Origin of the sequence: Archangium sp., assembly GCF_045802675.1 — a bacterium.
Taxonomy (GTDB): Bacteria; Myxococcota; Myxococcia; order Myxococcales; family Myxococcaceae; genus Archangium.
In genome coordinates, this window is sequence record NZ_JBJMQO010000027.1 from 1 (window position 1) to 25520 (window position 25520).

18 protein-coding genes and 1 pseudogene are annotated in these 25520 nt (G+C 70.6%); 6 read left to right on the plus strand and 13 right to left on the minus strand.

Features of this window, described 5'->3' with window-relative positions:
• Together ACJ8AN_RS08165 and ACJ8AN_RS08170 are read right to left on the minus strand one after the other, a co-directional pair.
• Positions 1-2936 (minus strand): annotated as a pseudogene (locus ACJ8AN_RS08165) (hypothetical protein); the annotation flags it as partial.
• 132 nt (positions 2937-3068) lie between these two features.
• The gene (locus ACJ8AN_RS08170; RefSeq protein WP_407754691.1) at positions 3069-4430 is read right to left on the minus strand and encodes a peptidase MA family metallohydrolase; all 1362 of its coding nucleotides are present in this window, start codon (positions 4428-4430) and stop codon (positions 3069-3071) included.
• A 183-nt stretch (positions 4431-4613) separates the two neighbouring features.
• Here ACJ8AN_RS08170 and ACJ8AN_RS08175 point away from each other — a divergent pair, with 183 nt between their 5' ends.
• Both ACJ8AN_RS08175 and ACJ8AN_RS08180 read left to right on the plus strand, forming a co-directional pair.
• Positions 4614-6458 (plus strand): ATP-binding protein, encoded by a 1845-nt coding sequence (locus tag ACJ8AN_RS08175; RefSeq protein WP_407754692.1) that lies wholly within the window; start codon positions 4614-4616, stop codon positions 6456-6458.
• A gap of 59 nt (positions 6459-6517) precedes the next feature.
• Positions 6518-7789 carry a rhomboid family intramembrane serine protease gene (locus ACJ8AN_RS08180; RefSeq protein ID WP_407754693.1) on the plus strand — a complete coding sequence of 424 codons (1272 nt, stop codon included), beginning with the start codon at positions 6518-6520 and terminating at the stop codon, positions 7787-7789.
• 72 nt (positions 7790-7861) lie between these two features.
• Here ACJ8AN_RS08180 and ACJ8AN_RS08185 read toward each other — a convergent pair whose 3' ends face one another.
• The 4 genes from ACJ8AN_RS08185 to ACJ8AN_RS08200 form a co-directional block, all read right to left on the minus strand.
• Positions 7862-8815, minus strand: coding sequence for a DUF2381 family protein (locus tag ACJ8AN_RS08185; RefSeq protein ID WP_407754694.1), 954 nt, complete (start codon positions 8813-8815; stop codon positions 7862-7864).
• 53 nt (positions 8816-8868) lie between these two features.
• Positions 8869-10908 (minus strand): protein kinase domain-containing protein, encoded by a 2040-nt coding sequence (locus tag ACJ8AN_RS08190; RefSeq protein ID WP_407754695.1) that lies wholly within the window; start codon positions 10906-10908, stop codon positions 8869-8871.
• A gap of 132 nt (positions 10909-11040) precedes the next feature.
• Positions 11041-12255, minus strand: a complete 1215-nt coding sequence (gene ilvA, locus ACJ8AN_RS08195; protein ID WP_407754696.1) for a threonine ammonia-lyase — start codon at positions 12253-12255, stop codon at positions 11041-11043.
• An 81-nt stretch (positions 12256-12336) separates the two neighbouring features.
• Positions 12337-13566: a Glu/Leu/Phe/Val family dehydrogenase gene (locus ACJ8AN_RS08200; RefSeq protein WP_407754697.1), complete on the minus strand. Its 1230-nt coding sequence runs from the start codon at positions 13564-13566 to the stop codon at positions 12337-12339.
• Between the two features lie 91 nt (positions 13567-13657).
• On the opposite strand from ACJ8AN_RS08200, the gene ACJ8AN_RS08205 reads away from it, so the two are divergent.
• The gene (locus ACJ8AN_RS08205; protein WP_407754698.1) at positions 13658-14155 is read left to right on the plus strand and encodes a helix-turn-helix domain-containing protein; all 498 of its coding nucleotides are present in this window, start codon (positions 13658-13660) and stop codon (positions 14153-14155) included.
• 259 nt (positions 14156-14414) lie between these two features.
• On the opposite strand, the gene ACJ8AN_RS08210 is transcribed toward ACJ8AN_RS08205, so the two are convergent.
• Positions 14415-14543 carry a hypothetical protein gene (locus ACJ8AN_RS08210; protein WP_407754699.1) on the minus strand — a complete coding sequence of 43 codons (129 nt, stop codon included), beginning with the start codon at positions 14541-14543 and terminating at the stop codon, positions 14415-14417.
• Positions 14544-14792: 249 nt separating this feature from the next.
• Between ACJ8AN_RS08210 and ACJ8AN_RS08215 the strand changes: the two genes are divergently transcribed.
• Positions 14793-15512: a hypothetical protein gene (locus ACJ8AN_RS08215; RefSeq protein ID WP_407754700.1), complete on the plus strand. Its 720-nt coding sequence runs from the start codon at positions 14793-14795 to the stop codon at positions 15510-15512.
• 29 nt (positions 15513-15541) lie between these two features.
• Positions 15542-16261 carry a hypothetical protein gene (locus ACJ8AN_RS08220; protein WP_407754701.1) on the plus strand — a complete coding sequence of 240 codons (720 nt, stop codon included), beginning with the start codon at positions 15542-15544 and terminating at the stop codon, positions 16259-16261.
• Between the two features lie 15 nt (positions 16262-16276).
• Here the strand turns inward: ACJ8AN_RS08220 and ACJ8AN_RS08225 are convergent, their stop codons facing one another.
• Positions 16277-18721, minus strand: coding sequence for a protein kinase domain-containing protein (locus tag ACJ8AN_RS08225; RefSeq protein ID WP_407754702.1), 2445 nt, complete (start codon positions 18719-18721; stop codon positions 16277-16279).
• A 79-nt stretch (positions 18722-18800) separates the two neighbouring features.
• Positions 18801-21254 (minus strand): DEAD/DEAH box helicase, encoded by a 2454-nt coding sequence (locus ACJ8AN_RS08230; RefSeq protein ID WP_407754703.1) that lies wholly within the window; start codon positions 21252-21254, stop codon positions 18801-18803.
• 69 nt (positions 21255-21323) lie between these two features.
• Between ACJ8AN_RS08230 and ACJ8AN_RS08235 the strand changes: the two genes are divergently transcribed.
• Positions 21324-22415 (plus strand): RNA polymerase sigma factor RpoD/SigA, encoded by a 1092-nt coding sequence (locus ACJ8AN_RS08235; RefSeq protein ID WP_407754704.1) that lies wholly within the window; start codon positions 21324-21326, stop codon positions 22413-22415.
• Between the two features lie 37 nt (positions 22416-22452).
• Here the strand turns inward: ACJ8AN_RS08235 and ACJ8AN_RS08240 are convergent, their stop codons facing one another.
• The 4 genes from ACJ8AN_RS08240 to ACJ8AN_RS08255 all read right to left on the minus strand — a co-directional run bounded on the left by ACJ8AN_RS08240 (position 22453) and on the right by ACJ8AN_RS08255 (position 25492).
• On the minus strand, positions 22453-22869 hold the full coding sequence (locus ACJ8AN_RS08240) for a hypothetical protein (protein ID WP_407754705.1): 417 nt from the start codon (positions 22867-22869) through the stop codon (positions 22453-22455).
• A gap of 151 nt (positions 22870-23020) precedes the next feature.
• Positions 23021-23584 (minus strand): hypothetical protein, encoded by a 564-nt coding sequence (locus ACJ8AN_RS08245; RefSeq protein ID WP_407754706.1) that lies wholly within the window; start codon positions 23582-23584, stop codon positions 23021-23023.
• 4 nt (positions 23585-23588) lie between these two features.
• Complete coding sequence (locus tag ACJ8AN_RS08250; protein ID WP_407754707.1) at positions 23589-24086, minus strand: hypothetical protein; 498 nt, start codon at positions 24084-24086, stop codon at positions 23589-23591.
• 41 nt (positions 24087-24127) lie between these two features.
• A complete protein-coding gene (locus ACJ8AN_RS08255; protein ID WP_407754708.1) occupies positions 24128-25492 on the minus strand; it encodes a PQQ-dependent sugar dehydrogenase in 1365 nt (454 codons plus the stop codon).
• Between the last annotated feature and the right edge of the window lie 28 nt (positions 25493-25520).

Here is a 25520-nt window from a genome sequence, read left to right on the forward strand (position 1 = left end):
CACTCGGGCTGAGCCTCCATGACGGGCTGCTCTTCAGCAGGAGCGGACCACTCGGGCTGAGCCTCCATGACGGGCTGCTCTTCAGCAGGAGCGGACCACTCGGGCTGAGCCTCCATGACAGGCTGCTCTTCGGCAGGAGCGGACCACTCGGGCTGAGCCTCCATGACGGGCTGCTCTTCGGCAGGAGCGGACCACTCGGGCTGAGCCTCCATCACAGGCTGCTCTTCGGCAGGAGCGGCCCACTCGGGCTGAGCCTCCATCACAGGCTGCTCTTCGGCAGGAGCGGCCCACTCGGGCTGAGCCTCCATGACAGGCTGCTCTTCAGCAGGGGCGGCCCACTCGGGCTGAGCCTCCGTGGGCTGCGGCTCGGCGGTCACCCACTCGGCCTGCACCTCCATGACGGGCTGCTGCTCGGCGGCGGGCTGCTCTTCGGCAGGCGCGGCCCACTCGGGCTGGGCCTCCATCACGGGTTGCTCTTCGGCAGGAGCGGCCCACTCGGGCTGCGGTTCCGCCGTGGCCGCGGGCTCGCTCTCCGCCGTCGACCACTCGGGCTGCGCCTCCAGCACCGGCTGCTCCGCGGCCGCCGCGTTCCACTCGGGCTGCGCCTCGGTGGCGGTGGAGGGCTCGGGCGTCATCCACTCGGACTGCACCTCGACGGGCGCCTGCTCCTCGGACGCCGCGTTCCACTCGGGCTGCGCCTCCAGCACGGGCTGCTGCTCGGCGGCCGCGCTCCACTCGGGCTGCGCCTCGCCAGTCTCCATTCCGGCGTCATGGCCCAGCCGGCTGCCGTACGCCGTGGTGCTCTCGGGATCGGCCGTCTCCGCCACGGGCTGCTCGCCCTCGGGCTGGTGGCCCCACGTCGCGCTGGCCTCCGCGAACTGCGGAGTGCTCATGTACTCCGCGGCGCTCTCCAACTGGAGGCCCTCCCCGGTGCTCTCGCTCCCGGTCCAGCTCACCTCGGCGCCCGTCGCCTCGAGCGGCACGGGCTCGTCCGACACCGACGTGCCGCCCTGCTCCGCGTGGCCCAGGTAGTCCGAGGCGCTGGTGAGCGGCACCGGATCTTCCGGGTTGCCCGCGTCGTACGTCTGCTCCGCGTTCGCCGGCACGCCCCACTCCGAGGCCCGCGCGGCCTCGGGATCGAACGAGTCGGCGACCTCGACGGTGTCCGCGTGCAGATCCGGCGCGACCTGGACCGGGTTCAGCTCCAGCGTGGTCACGTGCTCCGAGGACGGGAAACCCGAGGCGGGTGCCGCGGGCTCCATCTCGGCACCGAGGTCCCCCACGTCGAACGTGGGCTGCTCGCCACCCTGGGCCGTGAACGCTCCGTCGGGGCTCGTGCCGTACGCGCCCAGGTCCTCCGCGGAGGTCTCCCACGGCGTCTCCAGCGCCGGCGAGGCGGCCGGCTCGGGCGAGGCCTGGAGCTCGGAGAGCTCGAACGTGGGCGTCCCATCGGCCGTGGCCTGGACGTCGTTCACGTCCAGGGTGGGTACGGGCTCGGCGTCGGGCGGAGTGGCCGGGATCGCGTACGAGGCGGTGATCTCCATCCGGTCCGGATCCTCGAGCAGGGCGACGTCCGGAGACCCGGCGCCGTAGGCCGGCTGCGAGGGCGCGGTGTTCGGCTCGGCGTCCAGCGCGAGCGGCGCGGAGGACCACTCATCGGTGGCGGGAGTCGTGGGCTCCTCGGCGAGGATGGGCTCGGCCTGCAGCGGCACGTCGGCATCGGACTCGAGCAGCTCGATGTCGGAGGCGCTGATCTCGATGGTCCGCTGGGAGCCCTGCCGCGACTCGGCGACGGGCGGCCCGGCGATGGGCGGCGCGGAGATGCGGGTGGAGGACGACGGGTCGGAGTTGAGCGAGGAGAAGTCATCCTCGCCCAGCTCGATGGGTCCCGAGATCTCGGTGGAGTCCGTGACCGCGAGCGCGTGCTGCCGGGCGGAGAGCGAGGCGGCCGAGGGCGTGGTGACGTCGTTCCAGTCGCTCATGTCGACCGACTCGGGAACGTTGTCGGGGATGGGCGTGGCCTCGCTGACGGGCGAGACGTCGGTGTCGGAGACCTCGAAGACGTCCTCGGTGCCGGGCCCGGCGTCGAGCGGCTCGGCCTCGGCGTCGAGTGACTCGGGCTCGGGAGAGGCTTCGAGCTCGGCGATGGGCTCCGAAGTGGGCTCCTCCCAGGGCGCGGGCTCGTTCAGCGCGGGGACTTCGAGGTTCTCGGTCTCGAGGCTGAGCTTGACCGGGTCCGGCATCGGCTGCGCCTGCTGCGGCACGTAGCCGGGCATCGGCGAGGCATAGGCGGGCGTCGGCTGCGACGAGGCGGAGTCGGCCGCGTAGTCCTGCCGCGGCTCGGCCGGGTAGGGCTCCTGAGCCGGCTGGGACTCGTAACCCGCATAGGCCTGGGCGTTGGGGTCATAGCCCTGCGCGTTGGGATCGTAGGCCTGGGCGTTGGGGTCGTAGCCCGCGGGGTAGGCGTACCACTGGCCATCCTCGCCGTAATAGCCCTGCGGTTGCTGCGCGTAGGCCTGAGCGTTCGGGTCGTAGGCCTGAGCGTTCGGGTCGTAGGCCTGGGCGTTCGGGTCGTAGCCCTCGGGGTAGGCGTACCACTGGCCATCCTCGCCGTAGTAGCCCTGGGGCTGCTGCGCGTAGGCGTTGGGATCGTAGGCCTGCGCGTTGGGGTCATAGCCCTGCGCGTTGGGATCGTAGGCCTGCGCGTTGGGATCGTAGCCCTCGGGGTAGGCGTACCACTGGCCATCCTCGCCGTAGTAGCCCTGGGGCTGCTGCGCGGGATCCTCGGCCGCGGCCTCCTGAGAGGTCATGTCCTGGCCGACCAGGTGCTCCCGCAGCTCGTTCCAACGAGCCTCCTCCGCGGGGGAAAGAATTCCCCGCGTCCGCTTCTCATCCAGGAAGCGAAACTCCCTCATCGCCGCGCGCGTGTCCGACATCCGTCACCTCGCTGCGGACCCGGACCCGGTGCCAGGCTCCAGCCACAGCGCCAAAGCAAAAAATTTCCGTGGCCGAGTGTAGGGGACTCAGCTGGAGGGGTAAACTTCGCGAACGCGGAATCCGCTCGCCCGTCACCTCCTCGAGAGAGCGGCCTTCACGGCCTCCTCCAGCTCCGGGACGCTCCGGCCATAGCGCCGCTGGAGGGCCTCCTCGAAGGCGGTGCCCTGGCCCACCTCGCGGATGAGCTCGAGCAGCCGGCCAGGCCCTCCCTCGCGCATCAGCTCTTGGACGGCCACGGCCGAGGTGCCATAGGCCAGGGCCGGGTCGCGCTGCTGGATGAGGGCCTGCCCGGCCATCTGGGAGAGGCGGGGGAGCTGGCCGGACTGGGCGGCGCCGCGCAGGCGGTTGCCGAGCGCGTAGGGCGGTTTGTCGCTGCCCAGGTAGCGCCATTCGACGAGCTCGGCAAGGCCCTCGTTGAGCCAGATGGGCACCTGCTGGCCGCCGCGGTCCGCGTGGACGAGGTCATCCACCACGGCGTGCACGTACTCGTGGACGAGCGTGGCCTTGGTCTGCGGGGTGAGCTCGGCGGCGTCGTTGATGCGGATGGCGCCGTTGGAATACAGCCCGGCCACGGCGCGCGCGAGGGCGGCGCCCTGGTGGGTGCGGAACTCCTCGCGGGTGTAGAGGACGACGTCCACGGGGGACTCGCGCGCCTCGCCGAGCACCTCGCGCGTATGGGCATGGGCCTCGTCGAGCGCGGAGACGATGCGGCCCTCGTACTCGGCGCGCTGGCCGAAGTCGCGCGCGTTGTTGAAGTACTTCACCACGAAGCGGCTGTTGGCGCGGGTGCGCATGCCGTCCTCGCCCACGCCGGACTCGTAGGCGAGCCCCGAGGCGGAGGCGGGTTGCGCGCTGGAGCCCTGCTCGTCCGTCTCGCCGTTGAAGCGCCGCTCGATGGCGCGGGCCTGGGCGCGGGCGTCGTTCTCCTGGGCGGACTCGCCGCGCGCCTTCTGCACCAGGGCGCGGGCCTTCGCGGCCTCGGGCGAGCGCGGGGGCACCTTCTCCAGCGCCGCGAGCGCTCCCCGTGGATCCTTGTCCTCCAGCAGGAGCCGCCCGAGCTCCAGGCCGAAGTGGCCCTCCTTGGGGAAGCGCTCGAGGCCCTGGCGCAGGGCGACCTCGGCGGCGCCGCGCTGCTCGGTGGCGAGCGCGGTGCGGGCCACGCAGCGCAGGCCCGGGGAACTCTCGTCGAAGAGGACGGCGCGCTCGCCGAGCGAATACGCCATGACGGCATCGGAGCCGGCGAGGGCCTCGCAGCCCTTGAGGAGCGAGGCGGCGATGGTGCGGCGCTCGGGGGCGGGGTAGCCCTTGGGGTCCACGGAGGCCCAGGCGAGGTACAGGTCCTCCCACGCGCGCTGGACGGCGAGCTTCTGGGCCTGGGCGGACGTGGGAGGAGGGTTGGCGGAGAGCAGGGCGGCGAGGAGCAGGGCGCGCATGGGCCCAGTATCGCCGAGCCGGCATGGTGGGAGCCAAGGCATCCGGGCGAGGGCCTGCCCATGTTTCTGGTCAGCGAGCGGGGCAGCGGGGAAAAGCAGCGCGGGTTGGGACGTTTGTCGTTGTCACCTTCGTTGTAGCGCCCCGGCTCGTCTCCCGGGGCCCACTTCATTCAGGGAGGACGTTTGCGCAGACTCGTCGTCGGCTTCTTCGCCATGGCACTCGTGGCCCTGCTGCTGGGGGGCCTGGCCCTCACCGTGCTGCGCGCCACCCTGCACCGCCACGAGACGCTCGTCAGCGGGTACCTGGGCGAGGTGGTGCTCACCGAGGAGCTGGTGTCCGTCAGCAACGAGGCGGCGCGCAAGGCCCGCGACTACCTGCTGACGGGGGACGAGTCCCACCTGCGCGAGCTGGAGGCCGCCCGCGAGCGCTTCCGGGTGGTGCACGAGAAGTTGAGCTCGGGGGGCGTGGTGCGGTCCGAGGAGCGCGAGCGGCTCTCCCGGTTGCGCGAGCTCTGGTTCATCGCGGGCGCGGCGGCCAACCGGGCCACCGAGGCGCGCCAACGCACGGGCCAGGTGGAGGGCGAGACCGAGCGCATCGTGAGGGAGGAGATGCTGCCCGAGCGCGTCCGGTTCGACGTCGAGCTGGAAGCGCTGATGCGCTACGAGCACGCCCTCTACGAGACCGCCCAGCACGAGGCGGACGCGGCGTCGGGCAGGGCGTGGCGGCTGTTGGCCGCGGGCTTCCTCGGCGAGGTGGCCGCTTCGCTGGTGCTGGGAGTGCTCCTGCTGCGCGCCCTGCGGCAACGCGAGCAGGTGGCGGCCGAGCGCACGGCCCTCTTCGCACGGGAGCGGGAGGCCCGCCGGGAGGCGGAGGCGGCCCTGGCCCTGCTCGACACCCTCGTGGCCACGGCTCCCGTGGGCATGGCCTTTCTCGACACCTCCTTGCGCTACGTGCGTGTGAACCAGGTGCTGGCCGACATGAACGGCCTGCCCGTGGAGGCGCACCTCGGACGCGCCCTGCCCGAGGTGTTGCCCGCGGTCGCCCCCACGCTCGAGCCCATCCTCCGGCGCGTCCTCGCCGGCGAGTCCCTCCTGGGGCAGGAGATGTCCGGGCCCCACCCCGTGCGGCGGGGCGAGGAGGGCCACTGGCTCATCAGCTACTACCCGGTGCGGGACGGGGAGGGCCGCGTCTTCATGGCCGGTGCGGTGGTGGTGGACATCTCCGAGCGCAAGCACGCGGAGGAGGAGCTGCGGCGCACGGCGCAATTCCGCGAGCGCCTCATCGGCATCGTCTCCCACGACTTGCGCACGCCCCTGTCCGCCATCTCCACCGGCGCGGGCCTGCTGCTGCGCACCGAGGGCATGCCCGGGAAGACGCTGCGCACGGTGGGACGCATCGCCAGCAGCGCCGAGCGGATGTCGCGGATGATCGCCGAGCTGCTGGACTTCACCCGGGTGCGGCTGGGCGGTGGCATCCCCGTGCAGCGCACGGCCTCGGACCTCTACCCGGTGGTGCGCCACGCGGTGGAGGAGGCGGAGATGGCCTCCCCGGGCCGCGAGGTCCGGCTGGAGGCCCATGGAGAATTCTGGGGGGAGTGGGACGAGGGACGGCTGGCGCAGGTGGTGGGCAACCTCCTGAAGAACGCGCTGACCTACAGTCCCGAGGGCACGCCCGTCACGGTGGGCCTTCACGGCGAAGGCGCCTGGGTGCGCCTGGTGGTCCACAATCACAACCGCGTGGGGCCCATCGCTCCCGAGACGCTGCCGACGCTCTTCGATCCCTTCCGGCGCGGAGAGGCCTCGCACACGCAAGGAGCGCGCGAGGGCCTGGGCCTGGGCCTCTACATCGCCCGGGAGATCGTCGCCGCCCACCGCGGCTTCATCGACGTGATGTCCACGGCGCCGGAGGGGACCGTCTTCACGCTCCTCCTCCCGCGCGCCGAGAAGGTGTCCCAGAAGGTCGGGAAGGTGTCGAAGGACGTGTCATTCGCCAGGGGCGGCCTGGAGGCGGGGGGTCCTGCGAGGTAGTATCGCGAAAGTGTCCGGGGAGGTAGAGTCCGGGGCCACTGATGAGAGCCCTCCCCTCGATGATTCCTCCTGTCGCACTTCCAGCTCTTCCGGCCCGGCGCCTGTTCGCGGTGCTGCTGCCCCGTCGAATCCCCTTCGCCTGCCTGGCGCTGATGGCCGTCCAACTCGCCATCTTCCTGGGGGAGGAGCAGTGGGGTGGCTCGACGTTCCACGTCACCCTGATGCGGATGGGGGCGGAGTTCAGCCCGGCCTCGCTCGGAGCCGAGGCGTGGCGGTTGCTGACCGCGGGCTACCTGCACCTGGGCTGGCCGCACCTGGTGGGCAATGCCGTCTTGTTGCTGCTGTGCGGCATGTACCTGGAGGGACTGCTCGGCCCGAGCCGCCTCTTGCTGCTCTACACGCTGTGCATCCTGGCCTCGATCCTCGCCGGCGCGCTCGTGCTGCCGCAGAGGCTCGTGGTGGGGTCCTCGGGCGGCGTCTGCGGGATGGTGGGCGCGCTGCTGGCGCTCACCTCCCGGCCGAGTGCCCCGCTCCCGCCAGGACGCCGTCTCGTCTGCGTGCTGGCCGCGAGCACCGTCGTGGCCTCCATGGTCCATGGTGCGTGCGCGTGCCCGCAGCAGATGCCCTCCAACATCCTGCACCTGGCGGGAGGCGCCATGGGGCTGGGGCTCGGGATGTCGGGCGCGCTGCTCTGGAGGCTGCCGCGTCCGTGGGAGGCTGAGCGCCTGTCCGTCCGCCTGGGCGCGTTCGCCGTCGTGTACATCACCCTGCTGTGCATGATCCGCGCCCTGGTCTTGGGACACCCCTGGGAGGTGCGGTGGGCACAGCCCCTGGTGCGGCTGCGGATGCCGGGGACGCCGGTGACCGTCGCCGTGCCCACCGGGGCCGCGGGCCGTGTCGAGGTCCTCGAGGACGCCACGGGAGGCGGCGCGTCCTCGCGGGTCTTCTTCGGGGACGAGATGAAGGAGCCGGTTTCGGTGGAGGTCACCGCCGAGCGGTTGGAGCGGGCCATGCCCGAGGCACGACTGGAGGAGGCCACGCGGGAGCTGCGCGAGCGGCTCCTCAAGGAAACGCAGGGCCCCCAGGAGCCGGACAGTGTCATGTGGTCGATGCCGCAGGTGTACACGGTGGACGGGCATCCGATGGTGTACGCGTCGATGGCGGCGGGCAACTTGTTCTGGGTGTCGCGCTGGTCGATGTACCGGGACGACTGGCTCATCACGCTCGAGGTGTGGAGTGCGTCTTCCGGGTTGCCCGAGTCCTGGGAGCCGGTGGGGATGGAGGTGGTGCGCAGCGTGGCGGTGGAGAAGGAAGGGGAGGTCGCGCACTGAGCGCGGCCCTTCCCGTAGCACCTCGAGACGCCTGCACATCTCCGCTGAAAGCCCCCGAGAGGGGACCGCGCGTCAGGGCACGTACTCCGGGAACGTCACCCCGGAGAGCGTGGCCGTCCGGGTGCCGCGCTCGTCCCAGAGCTTCAGCAGGTACGGGCCCGCGGGAGCGAGCCCGGGCTGCTCCACCTCCACCAGCAAGCGGCGCGTTTCGCCCGGGGCCAGGGGCTCGGGTGGCCACACCTGGACGTCCCACCGCCCGGCCGGGCCCACCAGTTGCGCGTTCACGGGAGTCCACGGCCGGGTGCCCTGATTCCAGAGCTGCAACTCCACCGCGAGCCGCGTCACCCCGGCCTCCTTCTCTCCGCCCGTGGCGCGGTAGCTCACCGCATCCACCACGTGGAAGGCTTCTCCGGGACGGAGAGTGATGTCCTTGTAGATGCGCTGGGCGCGGATGCCCTGTTTGTTCATCTGCTTCAAGGCGAGCAGCCCGGTGAGGCCGCGGGGAGCATCACGCTCCGCCCGTTCCCGGGCCAGCACCGTCTGGCATTGCCGGGTTCGCGCTTCCGCCTCCTCGGCCTGTTGCCGGTACGAGTCGCCAGGGCGCGGTTGGCGGTAGACCTCCACCTGCGGCTCGGCCCGGGGGGACACCACCAGCGTGAAGTCCAGGCTCGTGGGCGGTGCTCCATCCGCGAAGCGCACCGTCAGCCGCAACCGCGTGCCCGGCGGCAACTCGTCCGACAGGAGCAGGGCGAGCATGAGCCCGTCCCTCGACAACGAGACCTGACGGAAACGCTCGCGCTCTTCCACCACCACGGTGTCCTCACCCAGGGCGGGCGTGTCGAAGACGAACGTGAGAACGCGATTCGGGCTGATGGGCACTTCCCGTGCTTCACCCGCGCTGTCCGCCGTCACCGTGAAGCGGGGCGCTCCCGTCATGGCCCAGGGCGTGGCGGCGGGCGGTGCGAGTGCCGGGGCATTCGCGTGGAGAAGCAGCAGCAGGGCCGTGGCGGAGAACGGGGCGGGCATGGGAAGGAGACCTCCGAAGTGGAGAGGTTAGCAGGAACCTCCCACGTTGGTCCCTACTCGAAGCGCCTCACCGCCTGGAGCGCCACCGTGGACCAGATGATCGCCGCGTCCTGCCGGCTTCCGGGCTCCATCCACACGCCGCGTTTGTCCTCCAGGTCATAGAGGTCGAAGCAGACGGAGTACGTCAGCCCGTCGGGAGTGCGGACCTGGGTGATGCGCCCATAGACACGTCCCTCCCCGAAGAGGAGCTGCCCGGTGAAGACGCTCCGGGTGGGAAACCCTCCCCACGGCTCCAGGATGATGAAGGTGGCGGCCTGGCCCGGGTGCACGGTGATGCGTTCACTGGGGCGGGGCTCACCATCGATGAAGAACATCGCGTTCTCACGGGCCCTGATGCTCAGTCCCCCCACCTGCTTCATGGTCTGCTCGGAGCCGGCGGGGCACTCGGCGGGCGGGGGCATGCGCGAGGCGGTGGGGGGGGCCACGGGGCGCACCTGGGGCTCGGGGCTGGCGCACGCGAGCTGGCCCGCGGCCCATACCAGGACGCAGGCCCTGCCCGCGCCACCGAGCACCGTGTTCTGCTGCTGCCGAGGGGGAGTCCTCACGCGTGTACCGTCCTTCCGGAGCGTCGCGGGTGCGACGGGCGCGGCAGTGGAGGCCCGAGCGGGCGCCGCGCCTGCGCCAACTTCCGGCGGCTTTGCCTGGGACGCCACTTCCTGGCCGGAAGAAGTGACCTCCAGCATGGTGGGGGCGGAGATCACCTCGGCGGTAGGCGGAGACCCCTCGGGCGCGGGGCCGGGCGGGGAGGGGAGCAGGACGAGCAGGCCCACGGCGAGCACTCCCACGGCACCACCCCAGGCCCACGTGCGCCAGGGCCCGCCGCGAGTCCGGGGCGGTGGGGCCGGGGGGCTCGGGTCCGCCGCCTCTCCAGGCGCTCCCGCTGGTAGCTGCTCGGGAGGGCACGGGAGCGTGGAGGCTTCCGCCGGGGCCGGGGGCCCGCCGCGCCGGGGGTGCAGCCGCGCGTACAGCTTCAACCGCCGCATCTTGTCCAGCCAGTCCCCCAGCTCGCGTCCCATGGTTTCCTGGACGGTGGTGGCGGCATCGGGGCCCCAGGCCTCGCACAACGGCACGTCCCAGGTGCCGTCCGCCTGCGCCAGCACCGCCTCCAGCTCCGCGCACACCGCCCACGCATCCGGCGGGCGCGCCTCGAGCCGTTTCTCCAGCATGCGCAGGCACAGCTCGCTCAGGGCCCGGGGCACGCGCGGGTTGCGCACGTGGGGCGGCTCGGGCTCCTCCCGGAGGATGATGTTGGCCAGGGTGCCCTCGTCCGCCCTCGGGTCCTCTGCGTCGAAGGGGTAGCTGCCGGTGAGCAACCAGTAGAGCAGGACGCCCAGCGCCCACAGGTCATCCGAGCGGCGCGCCGGGGAGTGCTCGCCGGCCCGCTCGCGCCGGAAGCGCAGGGCCTCGGGGCTGCGGTAGTGCCGCGTGCCCGGCAGCGCCATGGGGTGCGTGATTTCGGGCGCGCCCACGTATGTGCCCACGCCGAAGTCCACCAGCACCGGGCGCCCCTCCTCCTTGCGCACCAGGACGTTGGCGCCCTTGAGGTCCCGGTGCACGACGCCCGCCGTGTGCACGCCCACCAGCTGCCGCGCCACCTCCAGCACGAGCCGCGCCACGTCGCGCGCCGGGACGTTCCCTTCCCGGGCCCAGTCGTACACGGGGCGCCCGCGCACGTAGGGCATGACGACGTAGACGAAGCCCGGCCGCTGGGGCGGACACAGGCCGAAGCCGAGCACCTCCAGCGAGCCCACGCGCCGCAGCCGCAGGCGCACCTCCAGCTCGCGCCAGGCCCAGTCCTTGGAGGTGAGGGGGAAGAACTTGAGGGCATACAGCCGGCCCCCGCGCCGGGCCCGGTACACGCTGCCCTGGCCTCCCTCGCCCAGCCGCGCCTCCAACCTGTAGCCGTCCACCCGGAGGCCGGGCGCGGGGGACCACCTCTCCTCCCTCGCCTCCAGGCCCCGCCGGGGCCGCCGGGGCTTCCCCTCCCTCCACCCCCGCTCCGCCGCAACCCGCCCCTCCACGGCCTGATTCATGTGCGTGACCTCCGGAGTGGGGCAGTCTAACATGACCCCTGACAGTCGGCGGCGGCGTCATCCGCTCGTCCGGAGGGATGACAACGAAAGCAGGCGTCGGGGGTCGCGGTGGCGTCTCCCCACCGCGCGCGCTCAGCTCTCCTCGGCGACCTGCCAGCCCTTCTGTCCGAGGCCGCCGATGATCTCCTCGATGTGGCCGCGGCCGCGCGTCTCCAGCGTCACCTCCACCGCGACCTCGCCCAGCCCCGCCTTCGAGAAGGCGCGGTTGTGGTAGATCTCCACGATGTTGGCGCCCTGCTGGGCGAGCTCCGCCGTGAGCCGCGCGAGCATCCCCGGCCGGTCCGGCATCTTCACCACCAGCCGCACCAGTCGCCCGTCCTTCACCAGGCCGCGCTCGATGATGCGGCTGACGAGGTTCACGTCGATGTTGCCGCCGGAGATGAGCAGCACCACCTTGCGCCCGCGCGCCGCGGGAATCTTCCCGTTGATGAGCGCCGCCAGGCCCACCGCGCCCGCGCCCTCCACCACCGTCTTCTCGCGCTCGAGCAGCAGGAGGATGGCGTTGGCGATCTCCTCCTCGTCCACCGTGACGATGTCGTCCACGTAGCGGCGGATCATCTCGTAGGTGTAGTCGCCGGGGCGCTTCACCGCGATGCCATCCGCGATGGTGGTGGCCGCCGGCAGCTCCGTCAGCTTCCCCGCCTCCACCGAGGCCTTCATGCTCGCGATGGCCGAGGCCTGCACGCCAATGACCTTGATGCGCGGGTTGGTCTCCTTGAGCGCGCACGCCACGCCGGAGATGAGCCCGCCGCCGCCGATGGGCACCAGCACCATGTCCATGTACGGCACCTGCTCGAGCAGCTCCAGGCCGATGGTGCCCTGGCCCGCGATGATGAGCGGATCATTGAACGGGTGGACGAAGACGCGGTTCTCCTTGTCCTGGATGCGCAGGGCCTCGGCGTAGGCCTCGTCGAAGTTGGAGCCGGAGAGCACCACGCGGGCGCCGTAGGAGCGCGTGCGCGTCACCTTGATGAGCGGGGTGCGCTCGGGCATGACGATGGTGGCGTGCACGCCCTGGCGGCCCGCGTGGTAGGCGAGCCCCTGCGCGTGGTTGCCCGCCGAGGCGGCGATGACGCCGCGGGCCTTCTCCTCCGCCGTGAGGGTCAGCAGCTTGTTGAGCGCCCCGCGCTCCTTGAAGGCGCCGGTGCGCTGCAGGTTCTCCAGCTTGCAGTAGAGCGCCGAGCAGTCGGTGAGCTCCTTGAACTGCTCCGTCCGGGGGCACTCGGAACGGTACACGGCTTCGCCAATGCGCTGCTGGGCGTCTTCGATTTGCTGGAGGGTGACCATGGGCTGTGTCGCGCCTGATAACCGATGCGATGCCCGCGCGAAAGGGGAGGGGGCAGCGGGCCGCCGTCTGCCCGCCCGCTCTCAGATGCCTCGGAGCACCGTGGCCTTGCCCACCCGGCCGATGGCGAGGATGAATGCCGCGGTGCGCAACGTCACCTTGCGCGAGCGCGCCAGCTGCGCCACCCGGTCGTAGGCTTCCTTCATCGTCTTCTCCAGCTCGGCGTTCACCCGGTCCTCCTCCCAGGTGAGGTGCTGGAGATTCTGCACCCACTCGTAGTAGCTGACCGTCACACCGCCCGCGTTGGCGAGGATGTCCGGCACCACGAGCACGCCACGCTTCTCGAGAATCTCGTCCGCCTCGGGATCGGTGGGACCGTTGGCGCCTTCAATGATGAGCCGGGCGCGCACCGTGTTGGCGGTGGTGCGGTTGAGCGCATGGCCCATGGCGGCGGGGACGAGCACGTCACAGTCCGCGGCGAGCACGTCCTCGTTGGTGCAGGCCTGGCCGCCGCCGAAGCCGGTGACGGTGCCGGTGCGCTTCACGTGCTCGAAGAGACCGGGGATGTCGAGGCCCTGGGGGTTGTACACGCCGCCGTACACGTCGGAGACGGCCACCACCACGCCGCCGTCCTGCCAGAGCAGTTGTGCGGTGTGGCTGCCCACGTTGCCGAAGCCCTGGATGGCGAAGCGCGTGCCCTTCATGGGCAGGCCGGTGTCGCGGAGGATTTCGCGGGTGATGTAGAGCAGGCCGCGCCCGGTGGCCGAGTCACGGCCCCGGGTGCCGTAGAGCTCGGGGGGCTTGCCGGTGACGACGGCGGGCGAGTGCCCGTGGTAGCGCGAGTACTGGTCCATGATCCACGCCATCACCTGGGGGTTGGTGTTGACGTCGGGGGCGGCGATGTCGCGGGTGGGACCAATGACGTCCTGAATCTGGTCCACGTACTTGCGGGTGAGCCGCTCGATTTCCTTCATGGACAGCTGGGTGGGGTCCACGGCGATGCCGCCCTTGGCGCCGCCGTAGGGGAGGTTCACCACGGCGGTCTTCCACGTCATCAGCGAGGCGAGCGCGACGCACTCCTCCTGGGAGATGGTGGGATGGAAGCGGAGGCCGCCCTTCATGGGGCCGCGGCTGTTGTCGTGCTGGATGCGGTAGCCGTGGAAGGTACGGATCTCACCGCTGTCGAGCTCGATGGAGACCTGGACCTTGACCTCGCGGAGGGGCGTGGCGAGCAGCGTCTCGATGCGCTCGCCGACGTCCATGATGCGGGCGGCCTTGCGGAAGTAGTAGTGAATCCCTTCGACGGCATGCATGGCCGGGGTGCTCTCCTGGGGCGGCCGGCGTGGGGGCGACCCATGACGGCGCGAGACCTTAACAGATGGGGTGCGGTAGCATGGGTTGGCCATGCGCTCCAGTTCCCCGTCAGCCCAGGATGCGAGCGGGCACCTGCAGGGGCTCGCGAGGCGCATCCGGGCGCTACGAGAGCGGCGGGGCCTGACCCAGGAGGACTTCGCCGCCCGGTGCGGCATTTCGGTGAGCTTCGCCTCGCTGCTGGAGCGGGGTGAGCGCAGCCCGAGCTACGAGACGCTGGTGCAGGTGGCGGGGGCGCTGGGGGTGCCGCTGGCGGAGCTCTTCCGGGTGGAGGAGGACGAGGCGGGGGCACAGCGGCTGGTGGAGCTGGCGCGGGCGCGAGGACTGACGCGGGAAGAGGTGGACCGGCTGCTGGCGGTGGCGGAGGCCATGTTCGGAGGCGAGCGCACGCCGGGGCAGGCGCCCACCGAGGAGGCCCGTCGCTGCAAGGAGCCGGGCTGCGAGAAGCCGGTGCTGGCGAGGGAGCTGTGCGTGGCGCACTACCACCGGGCGAGGCGAGCCAAGACGCCCCCCACTTCCTCAAACCCGTAGACCCCTCCCTCGCTCTCTGGGAAAGGGTCGGGGTGAGGGTAGGGCGGGCCTCGGGTTGCCCCCTGTTGCACGACCCGGAAGCGGAAAGGGACTCATGCGCCTCGTGACGTATCGCCATTCCAGGGGGCACTGGCTCCGTGGGTGGAGTGGGCTTGCGCTCCTGTTGTTGCTCACGGCCTGTGCCGCGAATCCCGGCCGGATGGGGCCGGGGTGGTACGCGCAGAACAGTCCTGTCGCGGCTCAGCGCTTCCCTGGCACGTCAGGCTCCGGACAGCAGGCCGTCGAGGTTGATCTCGAGGTGCCCACGCCACGGCGGGCGGAGGAACTGCGCCGGAGCGGCGTGCAGTTGCCCCGGGTCTCCCAGGGCGTGGCCGACCCCCGAGCGCATCGGGATTTCGTCGACGCCCGAGTGACGGCCGTGGGCTTTGGCATCACCGCGGGAGGGTATGTCCTCTACTGCGAGGGATTGCCACTGCCCGTGCTCGTCCCGGAGTCTCAGGTGGACCTGGGACTCACGAGCGCGGAGCCGCTGAATGCCTCCATCTACCCGGACCGGGACGCGGCTCTGGCGGCCAGTACCTCAGGGCCCGGACCCGCGAGATATGCCTATTACCGCGGAGCGGGAGGGTCACTCATCGTGCCCACCCTCTTCTCTCCGGCCACCACGCCTCGCATCGCCCGGACGATGCTCGAGGTGCGGCAGTACCTGGCGGACACGACCCAACGCGAGCTGAAGATCCTGTTGTTGAGCCTGACAGGGACCAAGGTCCTGCAGGGGGTCTTCTCGCGCGTGGTGCGGTTGAGCGCGGAGGAGCCAGCACTTCGTCCGTTGTCTCGGGAGGCTGCACTCAGCAGTGAAGCTCCAGCGCCGCGACAACCGGTGCCGAAATCCGCCGAAGCCCCTCCAGAATCCGCTCCCACTCCGACGGCGCCCGCGCCCGCCTCACCCGTGCCCTCACCGGGATTGGTCCAGGCGCTCACTGGCAGTAACCCGCCCCGGCCGGCGGCTGCAGGCCCACGTCTGCCTCGAGACGTCGCGGTCAAGCCGAAGGTGCCTGGTGTGCTTGAGACGAACCGTTCCATTGGCGCCAGCCCCACCCAGAACGCACAGCTCCAAGCGGACATCAAATACCTGGAGGAAATGGGCGCCAAAAACATCCGGGTGAACCAGCAGCAGGTCACGTACCGCAACGGCCAGCGTGTCGGAGTCAACCGCCCGGACCTGCAGTTCGACTATAACGGCCGCCGCTATCAGGTGGAGTACGACACGCCCACCTCGGACCGTGGTCCCAGTCACCAGTCGCGCACCACGTCCAACGACCCGGACTCGGAAACCATTCTCCTCATCGTGCCCTGACGGGCGAGGCTCACCGGATGACCGAGAACATGAAGGGACTGCTCCTGGAGGACCGCTGGGCGCCCGTCACTTCGGAGATAGGATTTCTGGAGACCGATGCGGAGCACGCCGCTCGCGCCTACGCGGCGTGGCAGGCAGGGCTGCCGGTGCTCCGAGGCGTCGCCGTCGAGGTGCGCCCGGTGATGGCGGGCTCCTTGGAACAGGCGCTCTCCGCCCTGTTGCCCCTCACGGATTCCGAAACGCAGCGGCACCTCTTCATCCCCACACGCAGCCCCTGGACGGCGTTCGTCGAGAACGGGTGGCGAGGGACCGATGCCACGGGCCCCATGCGTTATATGGCCCGGACGCTGGGCTGCCGAGTCCTGCGTGTGGTCGCCGTGCCCAATACCCTCCGCGGGGACAAAGGCCGCTATGGCGCCGTGTCGCTCGCCATGTACGGCCCGCACCAGACGGAATGGCTCAACTACATACGCGCTGTGAACGTGGTCAACGACGGGGGCCGCTGGGTCTTCGACCAGTTCGGTGAGCCGTTCTCCTTCGAGAAGCTGGAGCAGTATCAGGCGCGCCGGGTGAGGGACCGGTTCACCTTCGACATGCTCCGGGAGTACCTGCATCACCTGGGGCTGTCGCCTTTCGAGGAGTCCTTCTACCTTCCACCGGGCACACCCGCGTGGCTGGTGGAGAAGACAGGCCCGCTCGTCGTCGCCCGGAAGCAGTACACCCTGGCCGAGGCCCGCGAGGACCTCTGACGCGTCTGCTGCGCCCTACCCGTTCCAGATGGCTTCCACGCGGGTGCGCACCTTGCGGCGGCCCTTGGCGAAGCCGGGCAGGGCGCGCATCGACTCGAGCGCGGGGCAGCGATCGGTCCACTCCAAATCGATCAACGCCGTGTCGGCCGCGCGCAGGAAGTACTCCAGCGCCCGCTCCGGGTGGCCGGTGAGGCACAGCTGCTCGGTGGCGAGCTGGCGCATCAGCGAGGCGAACCGGGGGCTCAACCTGCGCTCCAGCATGGCGTCCAGTTGCCCGATGGAGATGAACGGGTCCACCTCGCCGAGCACGGTGGCGGCGTAGCGCGCGCCATTGGCGGCCATCGCGGACGTCTCGTCCTCGAGGGCACGCTTGCACTCGCGGATGCCCTCGTAATCCTTCATCCAGGCCGAGACGCGCAGGCGCAGCATCAGCCCGGGCATGCGGTAGTTGGAGAACCTCGCGAGCTGCTCCCGGGCCGCGCGGTAGTCGTCCATCCGTCCGCGCAGGGCGCTGCAGCGGGCGAGCTCGAACAGGCTCAATCCCAGCTGCGAGTCGAGGTCGAAGGCCCGCCGCAGGAGCACGAGCCCCTCATCGGCGCGGCCGGCCTCGCACTGGAGGCTGCCGAGGAACTGCATGGCCACGGGGAAGGTCGGGGCGGTCTCGAGCGAGGCCCGCGCGGCGACCACCGCCTTGCGCCAGTCTCCCTCCTGCGAGGCGAGCATGGCCCGGGCCAGGTGCGTCTCGGCGAGCTGGGGCGCCCGCTGCTCCAGGCGCGTGACGCTGGCGCGCGCCACCTCTTCCCAGTTGCGCTGCGCGCCCGAGCCCGCGAACCAGGCCCGCAGGCAGAGGAGGGCCTGGAGCGCCAGCGCGAGCTGGAAGTCCGGGGCGAGCTCGAGGCACTGCTCCAGCCCGCTGATCGCCACGTCCGAGGCGAAGCCCGGGGTGTAGCCCTGGACGAAGGCCTGACGGAAGAGCGCGAGGGCCTCGGGCGGCGTGGTGTCGTGCTGGGCGGCGATGCGCAGCTCCACGCGCAGGGACTCGGCGATGCGCGGGCCCAGCCGGTCCTGCAGCTCGAAGACGTCCTCGGAGGAGTCCTCGAAGCGGCCGCTCCACAGCTGGGTGCCGTGGGCCGTCTCCACCAGTCGGACGGAGATGCGCACCGTGGGGCCCGAGCCCTGCACCGTGCCATCGACGACGAAGCCCACGCCCAGCTCGCGGCCCACGGCGCGGGGCTCACGCTCGTCGCGGAAGCGCGCGGTGGCGCCGCTGCCCGTCACCCGCACGCCGCGGGTGCGCGACAGCACGTCGATGAGCATGTCGCTGAGCGCATCGCCGAGGAACTCGCGCTCCCGGGCGCCCTGGAAGCGCAGCGGGAGGATGGCCACGCCCGGCTCGCGGGTGGCGGTGAGGCTCCAGGAGGAGGTACGCGCGACGGTGGGCGTGTCCTGCGACACGGGCGCCGCCGCCAGCGCGGGCAGGGACGAGAGCCGCGGGCTCGTGGGGGCCTGCTCACCTCCCGCGCTCTCCAGCCACGCGCGCAGCGACAGGGCGAGGCGGGCGGCGCTCTCGGGGCGGCCGTCGGGCTCGCGGGCGAGGCAGTGCAGCACCAGCGTGGCGAGCGCGTCGGGGACGGCCGTCCGGGTGCGCGGGTCCGGCGGGGGCTGGCGCAGGCGGGCGAAGGCGACGGCCATGGGCGAGTCGCCCGAGAAGGGCATCGCCGCGGTGAGCATCTCGTAGAGCATCAACCCCACGGCGTAGAGGTCGGCGCGCGCGCCCACCTCGCTGCCGGAGAGCACCTCGGGGGCCATGTACATGGGCGTGCCGGCGGTGCCCTGGGTGTGGCGGGCGGCCTCGTCCACGAGGGCGCGGGCGATGCCGAAGTCGGTGAGGACGACGCGCTCGCCCTTCTCCACGAGGACGTTGGCGGGCTTGAGGTCGCGGTGCACCACGCCGGCGGCATGGGCGGCGGCCAGGCCCTCGCACACCGCCTGGGCGATGCGGGCGGCGCGCACGGGTGCCAGCGGCCCCTCGCGGGCGAGCAGCGAGCGGAGGTCCTCGCCCTCCACGTACTCCATGGTGAGGTAGTGCTGGCCCGAGTGCTCCCCCAGGTCGTGCATGCGTGCCACGTGGGGGTGGGAGATGCGGCGGGCGAGGCGGACCTCGCGGCGGAAGCGCTCGAGCGCGTCCGGACTGGGGTTGCTGCCCAGCTCCAGCGTCTTGAGGGCCACCACGTCACCGACGAGCCCGTCGCGGGCGCGGTACACCCGGCCCATGCCTCCTCGGCCGACGAGCGACTCGAGGACATAGCGCCCCGCGAAGAGCTCCCCGGTGGGCTTCAGCTCGGGCGCCCCCGGCTCGGAGGATCTCGCCTCTGGAGCACCGCCCGCCTCCGGCAGACGCGGGAGCGTCGTGACGGTGACGGGGGCGTCGGGAGGGGGGGCGGAGCGGTCGTCGGACACGGAGGGGCGAGTCTAGGCCATCCGGGAAGGGGGTGCTCGAAGGGGGCGGACGCGTGAGCCCGCCCCCCGAGCCAGCCGGCTAGCGGCGCCGGGCGCGCTCAACCTTGAGCGTCTTCTCCCCGTGCTGCTTGCCGCTGAGGGCCTCGAAGCCGGCCACGTCCTCGTCGGCGACGAAGACGTACGAGTACGTGGGCTTGAGCTCCACGCGCTGCACCTTGCCGGCGGGGGCGCCGAGCGACTCCAGGGCGCTGGTGAGGGCGGCCTCGTCGGCCACCTCCGAGCGGCCCAGGCCCACCCACAGGCGCGCCTGGCCGGGCACCTCGGGCGTCTCCTGGCGCTCCTCACGACGCTCCTCGCGGCGCGGCGGGCGCTCGCGGGTGCCGCGAGGCCGGTGCTTCTCCACCTTCAGCGTCTTCTCCCCGTGCGCCTTGCCGTCGAGCGCCTCGAAGGCGGCGGACTCGGACTCGGTCACGTAGGCGTAGCCGTAGTGGGAGCGGAGCACCGCCTTGTTCACCTTGCCCGCGGGGGCGCCAGCGGCCTCCAGGGCGGCGATGAACTTCGCCTCGTCCAGGCCGTCGTCCATGCCCACGTTGAACTTCAGCTTCACCTCGCCGGGGCCGGCGTCGGGCGAGGGCGGCGGCCGGTTGGGGTCTCGCTCGCCGCGCGGCCGGCTCTTCTCCACCTTCAGCGTCTTGTCCTTGTACGGCTTGCCGGTGAGGGCCTCGAAGCCGGCCAGGTCGTCCTGGGAGATGAAGACGTAGGAGAAGCCCGGCTTGAGGTCCGCGCGCAGCACCTTGTTGGCGGGTGCGCCGGCCTCCTCCAGGGCGGTGACGATGCTGCCGGGCCCCAGGCCATCCTCGGTGCCCAGGTTCACCCACAGCTTCGCCTCGCCCGGGGCGGCCTCTATCGAGCCACCGCGCTCCGGACGCTCACCCCGCCCGGGGCGGCGCTTGTCGCCGCGCTCCGGACGCTCGCCGCGCTCCGGACGCTCGCCGCGCTCCGGACGCTCGCCCGGGGACTCCGCACGGCGCTCCTCTCGGCGCGGCCTGTCGCGGTCCCGGTCCCGGTCACGGGGACGCTCGCGGTCGCGCTCGCCGCGCTCCTTGCGCCGGCCCTCGGGGCGGGCCTGGGGCTCGGCGCGCTCGGGCTCCCCGGCGGCCTGGGCCTTCTCCATCCGCAGGTGGCTGAAGAAGTACTTGAGCAGGAAGGAGACGAGGTCATCCGCGTCCGCCCGTCCCTTGAGCTGGGCGGCCAGGGGGAGGAAGCCCTCGAAGATGGAGCCGGAGGCGGCCTCGCGGATTTCGCGCACGTGGCGCTCGGCCCACAGGCGCATGGCCTCCTCGGGGGCGGGCATCTCGCGCTTCTCGAACTTGATGCCGTACTTCTTCTCCAGCGTGGTGTACGTGGCCAGCTCGCGGCCGGAGAAGAGGTTGATGGCGGTGCCCTTGTTGCCGATGCGGCCGGTGCGGCCCACCCGGTGCAGGTACACGGCCGGATCCTCGGGCAGCGAGTAGTTGATGACGTACTCGAGGCCGGAGATGTCGATGCCGCGCGCCGCGATGTCCGTGGCCACCATGAAGGCCACCTCGCCGCGCTTCACCTTGCCCATCACCCGCTCGCGCTCCTTCTGCGGCAGGTCCCCGTTGAGCAGATCCGCGTCGAAGCCGTTGCGGTTGAGCACCGCCGTCACCAGCGCCGTGTCATCCCGCGTGTTGCAGAAGATGATGGCGTTGAGCGGCTCCTCCGCCTCCAGCACGTAGATGAGGTTGCGCGGCTTGGGGAACGCGTCCGACACGTCGTAGCGGATGTGGTGGATGTGCTCGACGGTGAAGACGTCGCCGGAGAGCAGCAGCGTCTCCGCGTTGGTGGTGTAGCGCGCAATCAGGTTCTGGATGTCCGTGGGCACGGTGGCGCTGAAGAGCAGCACCTGCCGGTCCTTGGGGAGGCGGTCGAGGATGCGCGTGACTTCCTCGTAGAAGCCCTGGTTGAGCATCTCGTCGGCTTCGTCCAGCACCGCGTGCGAGCAGGCCTCGAGCTTGAGGTTGCCGCGGTTGATGTGGTCGAACACCCGGCCGGGCGTGCCCACGATGATTTGAGTGCCCTCCTCGAGCGCGTCCTCCTGCTGCTTCATGGAGGCGCCGCCGTAGATGGCCGCCACCTTCACGCCCTTGTACTTGCCCAGGGCGGCCAGTTCCTCGGACACCTGGAGCGCCAGCTCGCGCGTGGGGCAGAGGATGAGGGCGCGCACCCGCTTGTCCTCGGAGGAGATCTTCTCCAGCAGGGGCAGGCCGAAGGCGGCCGTCTTGCCCGTGCCGGTCTTGCTGCGCACGATGAGATCCCTGCCCTGCATGACGGGGCCAAAGGCCTTGGCCTGGACAGGGGTGGGGTTGGTATAGCCACGGTCCGTGATGCCGCGACGGAGGGGCTCGGACAGGTTCAAGTCATCGAAGCTGATGTCCGCGACGTACTCGTCGGGGCGGGACGGGGCTTCGGCAGTGGTTTCCGGCTGCTCCGGAGATTGGTTGTCGCTCATCAAGCTTGGGGCATAACCCCTGCATTAGGCTCTGGCAACAATCGGCTCACTTTGCTTAAGGAACTCCTCATGGCGATTGGGAGGAAGAAGACGGGAGGGACAGGGAGCCGGACCCGGGCGAAGCGGCCCGCCGCTGCCCCGCCCCCCGAGGATGCCGAGGCCGTGGAGGCCGAATCCGCCGAGCCGGAACCGGACGCCGTGGAGCCCGCCCCCGAGGAACTGGAGGAGGTGGAGGCCGAGGTGGAGGAGGTGCCCGGGCCCCCTCGGGCGGCCCTGGTGAATGCGGGCGAGACGGGGCTGGCCCGGGCCGACCCCCTCCAGGCCTACATGGCCGAGGTGACGCGCCACCCCCTGCTCACCCGGGAGGAGGAGGTGGCACTGGCCCGGCGCCTCCGGGATACGGGGGACGTGCAGGCGGCCTACCGCCTGGTGGCGGCCAACCTGCGCCTGGTGGTGAAGCTGGCCCACGAGTACCACCGCAACCCCATGGCCCTGCTGGACCTGGTGCAGGAGGGCAACATCGGTTTGATGCAGGCGGTCAAGAAGTACGACCCCGAACGCGGAGTGAAGCTCAGCTCGTACGCCGCGTGGTGGATCCGCGCCTACATCCTCCGCTACATCATGGACAACTGGAAGATGGTGAAGCTGGGGACGACGGAGGCCCAGCGGAAACTCTTCTTCAAGCTGCGCCAGGAGCAGGACAAGTTGATGGCGCAGGGCTTCGAGGTGACGCCGAAGATGCTGGCCGAGCGCCTCAACGTCACCGAGCAGGACGTGGTGGAGATGGACCAGCGGCTGGGCCACGACGAGATGTCGCTGGACGCGCCGGTGGGGGGGGACGACTCGGGCGCGACGCGGATGGACCGGTTCCTGCCGTCGGCTTCGGTGGGCGCCGAGGAGCGGCTGGGCAACGAGCAGCTCAAGGCGCTGTTCCGGGAGAAGCTCCAGGAGTTCGCCAGGTCGCTGGAGGGCAAGGAGCGCTACATCTTCGAGAACCGGCTGATTTCGGACGAGCCGCTGACGCTGCAGGACATCGGAGACAAGTACGGGGTGAGCCGCGAGCGGGCGAGGCAGATTGAAGCGGGGCTCATCAACCGGATGCGCGAGTACATGCGCGAGCACATTCCGGACTTCGACCTGGTGGCGGTGCCCAAGGGCTGAGGGCGCGCGGGGGAGTAGGGGTGAAGCGAGCGGGCCCTCACGTCTCGCGGGCGACGTGGAGGAGCCACGTCACGTACTGGCTGACGGGAGCCTGCTCGGACGAGAGATTCTTCGGTCCGGGCTGCCACTCGAAGCCGAAGAAGCCGCGGTGCGCCTCGCCGTTGTCGCGCATGAAGAGGCGGGGGCGCGAGTCCGGGGGCAGCGGCTGGAGGGGCTCAAGGGAGCCGCGCGTTTCCAGGGTGTTGCGCAGGTGCATCCAGCGCGCCTTGAGAGCGGGGCGGGTGGAGTAGAGGTAGACGCGCACGGTGCCATCGTGGAGCGCGTCGACGCCGAGGTACTGCCAGGGACCGATGCGGACGTTGCGATAGGGCGTGAGGCCGCTCGGGCTGGCACCGGCGGTGGCACAAGGCGCGAGGACACTCTCCGCCCACGTCAGGAACTGCTCACGATCCATGGATTCTCCCAGGGGCCCGGGCCGCCTCGTGACTCCCGAGGTGACGCCAGAACGTGACGGGATACTACCTTTGCGGTCCACCCCTGGCTACAACCGAGTGCGGGATCGAGAAGGTTCCTCTCCGAACGCCCGGGGGAAGCGGACCCTGGGGTCAGGGGATGCGCTCGGGCGTGCTCGAAAAGAGCGCATGGAAGAGCGTCGTGTGGGGAGGCTTCTTCCACTCCACGAACAGCGGGACGGGGGTGTCCGCCACCTCTCGAGGAAGCGCGCTGGCCCCGAACATCGTTTCGATCTTCCTCGCGATGACACCTGCAGGCCCTTGCATGTAGGCCGGAAGTGGCTCGAAGCAGATCCTGCTGACGGTTCGCGTCTCTCCCTGGTATTCGAATTCCAGGCCGTAGACTGTGAAGACAGGGGCGATAATGCTGAGGCAGCCGACGAGGGCGGAGCGCTGCTGATTCACTTTCTTCGAATAGGCAGTGCAACGAAAACTGGCATGGAGTGTCGCGGTCGCATCGCCAATGGTGAGTTCTGGTAGCTCTTCCTTCAACTCATCCAGCATTGCCCACCAGCGGTCTATCCTCTTGAGTTTTTCTTGCCAGAGTGCGCCGAGCCTTTGATTCTCGGGGCTTGCCTCTCCCTTGAGATAATATTCTTCAGTCGAGGGCCAGTAATTCCGGGCAATCGAAAACAACTCTTCAGTGGATGGGTGCATGGTGTCAGGGAGGGATGACGACTACAGGCTTGGTCTGTGCATTGCACATTTTCGTGGCATGTGCTCCCGCGATGGTGGCGTTCAGAATCAGATCGTACTCGGTCTTGAAGACCTCGCAGGCAATACCAATGGGGGTGTCCTTCGTGGTGAGGCTGAGGATGTTTTTAGCGGCCAGATTGGCGCACTTCGCGGCGACACCCTGAGCACGTTCGACCGGGATGAAGCCCTGTTCGCCATTCTCAATGGGAATCTCGACACCAAATTTGCAGAGGAACAGTTCTTCCGTGCTCCTTCTTCTGATGCCCACGTGAACACATGCCGCGCGCCAACCTCCCGGGCCCTTCCCTTTCTTGGCAACCACCGTGACGAATTGGAAGTGCTCCGGCCGAAGGCTCCCCTCCACCGTCGTGCACCCCGACAGCAACAAGAGCGAGGCCAGGGCAAGCGTCCCCTGATGCGAGTGCCTCCACGGACCTCCTGACCCCAGGCTTCGATTGGACATGACCGTGCCTCCCTGAAGAACCACTGCTTGGGGTCGAGCGCTCACTGCTTGCGCAGCAGGTACAGGGCTCCGGCCTGGTCGTCGCTGATGAGCAGGGCCCCGTCGGCGGTGACGCCCACGTCCACCGGGCGGCCCCACACGCTCTTGCCATCCGGTGACACCCACCCGGTGACGAGGTCCACCTCCGCTCCGGGCTGTCCCGACGCCGCGTCCCACGGGAAGTACGTCACCTTGTAGCCGGTGCGCTGCGTGCGGTTCCACGAGCCGTGGTAGGCCACCACCATGCCCGGCCGGTAGGGCTCGGGGAACGCCGTGCCCGTGAGGAACGTCAGGCCCAGCGGCGCCGAGTGCGCCTGGATGCCCTGGTCGAAGCGATCCATCTTCCCGCAGTCCACGCTCCCATCCCGGTTGAGCTCGTAATCCCTATCAAAGGGCATCTGCTCCAGGCCGCTCGGCGAGTCCGGGTTGGGATTGCAGAAGGGCCAGCCGTACTGGCCGCCCTCGCGCACGTGGGTGAGGCCCTCGGGGGGATGGTTGTCCACGTACTCGGGAATCACCTTGCCGTACTGGCCGGTGCTGTCGTCATACGGATAGGCAATGTTATCGCGCGCGTTCACCGTCACCCAGAGCGTGTCCGTCCCGGGTACGAACGCCAGGCCCTCGGCGTTGCGCAGGCCTCGCGCGAAGAGCTGTCCCTCGCCTCCCTCCGGGCCGTAGCGGTAGAGGGTCGCGCGCTCGGGGGTGCTCTGCGTGTCCGACAGGCACGCGTTGCACGTGGAGGCGATGGACACATAGAGCCGTCCCGCCGGGTCCACCGCGATGTTCTTCAATTCGTGCCCGTAGCGGCCCTGGAGCTCGGGCAGGCTCGAGTCCGGCAGGCCACTCACGAGCACCGCGGCCTCGTGGCGCTGCGTCTCCCCCGCCTGCCAGGGCGAGCGCGTCACCTGGTTCGTCTCGGCCACGTACACCCAGGTGGTGTCCGCGACGGTGCGGAAGACGAGGTCATGCGGGCGCCTCAGGCCCGTGGCCCAGTCGAATACCTCGGGGGGCTGTCCCTCCCTCGGGCGCACCAGCTTCACCGTGCCCTGGTCCGGCTGGGACACCAGCACGTCCCCGTTGGGGGCTACGGCGAGGAAGCGCGCCTCGGGCACCCGCGCGAACACGGAGACGGAGAAGCCGGGCGGCACGGTGAGCGAGCGCGCCGAGTTGAACGGGAAGTCGCGCAGGCCCTCGGGGACGCTCACCGGCACCTGGACGCTGGCCCCCGGTGGCGGAGTGCCCGCATCGGTCTGCTCCGGAGGCGGCCCGGAGTCCGTCCCCGCATCGTTGGGCGTACGGGAGGAGTGGCTACAGGCGGAGGAGAACAACCCCAGCAACACGACGGCGCTCAGGAGGCAGTGACGCATGCCCCGCAGGCTAACGAGGCACCCGGGG

What these genes read in the sequence shown, in the direction of transcription:
- ACJ8AN_RS08250 (WP_407754707.1), bottom strand. Translation starts at nt 24,086, where the DNA reads ATGTCCAATCGAAGCCTGGGGTCAGGAGGTCCGTGGAGGCACTCGCAT.
- ACJ8AN_RS08240 (WP_407754705.1), bottom strand. Translation starts at nt 22,869, where the DNA reads ATGGATCGTGAGCAGTTCCTGACGTGGGCGGAGAGTGTCCTCGCGCCT.
- ilvA (WP_407754696.1), bottom strand. Translation starts at nt 12,255, where the DNA reads ATGGTCACCCTCCAGCAAATCGAAGACGCCCAGCAGCGCATTGGCGAA.
- ACJ8AN_RS08210 (WP_407754699.1), bottom strand. Translation starts at nt 14,543, where the DNA reads ATGCGCTCGGGGGTCGGCCACGCCCTGGGAGACCCGGGGCAACTGCAC.
- ACJ8AN_RS08255 (WP_407754708.1), bottom strand. Translation starts at nt 25,492, where the DNA reads ATGCGTCACTGCCTCCTGAGCGCCGTCGTGTTGCTGGGGTTGTTCTCC.
- ACJ8AN_RS08235 (WP_407754704.1), top strand. Translation starts at nt 21,324, where the DNA reads ATGGCGATTGGGAGGAAGAAGACGGGAGGGACAGGGAGCCGGACCCGG.
- ACJ8AN_RS08230 (WP_407754703.1), bottom strand. Translation starts at nt 21,254, where the DNA reads ATGAGCGACAACCAATCTCCGGAGCAGCCGGAAACCACTGCCGAAGCC.
- ACJ8AN_RS08220 (WP_407754701.1), top strand. Translation starts at nt 15,542, where the DNA reads ATGAAGGGACTGCTCCTGGAGGACCGCTGGGCGCCCGTCACTTCGGAG.
- ACJ8AN_RS08245 (WP_407754706.1), bottom strand. Translation starts at nt 23,584, where the DNA reads ATGCACCCATCCACTGAAGAGTTGTTTTCGATTGCCCGGAATTACTGG.
- ACJ8AN_RS08190 (WP_407754695.1), bottom strand. Translation starts at nt 10,908, where the DNA reads ATGAATCAGGCCGTGGAGGGGCGGGTTGCGGCGGAGCGGGGGTGGAGG.
- ACJ8AN_RS08180 (WP_407754693.1), top strand. Translation starts at nt 6,518, where the DNA reads ATGATTCCTCCTGTCGCACTTCCAGCTCTTCCGGCCCGGCGCCTGTTC.
- ACJ8AN_RS08200 (WP_407754697.1), bottom strand. Translation starts at nt 13,566, where the DNA reads ATGCATGCCGTCGAAGGGATTCACTACTACTTCCGCAAGGCCGCCCGC.
- ACJ8AN_RS08205 (WP_407754698.1), top strand. Translation starts at nt 13,658, where the DNA reads ATGCGCTCCAGTTCCCCGTCAGCCCAGGATGCGAGCGGGCACCTGCAG.
- ACJ8AN_RS08170 (WP_407754691.1), bottom strand. Translation starts at nt 4,430, where the DNA reads ATGCGCGCCCTGCTCCTCGCCGCCCTGCTCTCCGCCAACCCTCCTCCC.
- ACJ8AN_RS08185 (WP_407754694.1), bottom strand. Translation starts at nt 8,815, where the DNA reads ATGCCCGCCCCGTTCTCCGCCACGGCCCTGCTGCTGCTTCTCCACGCG.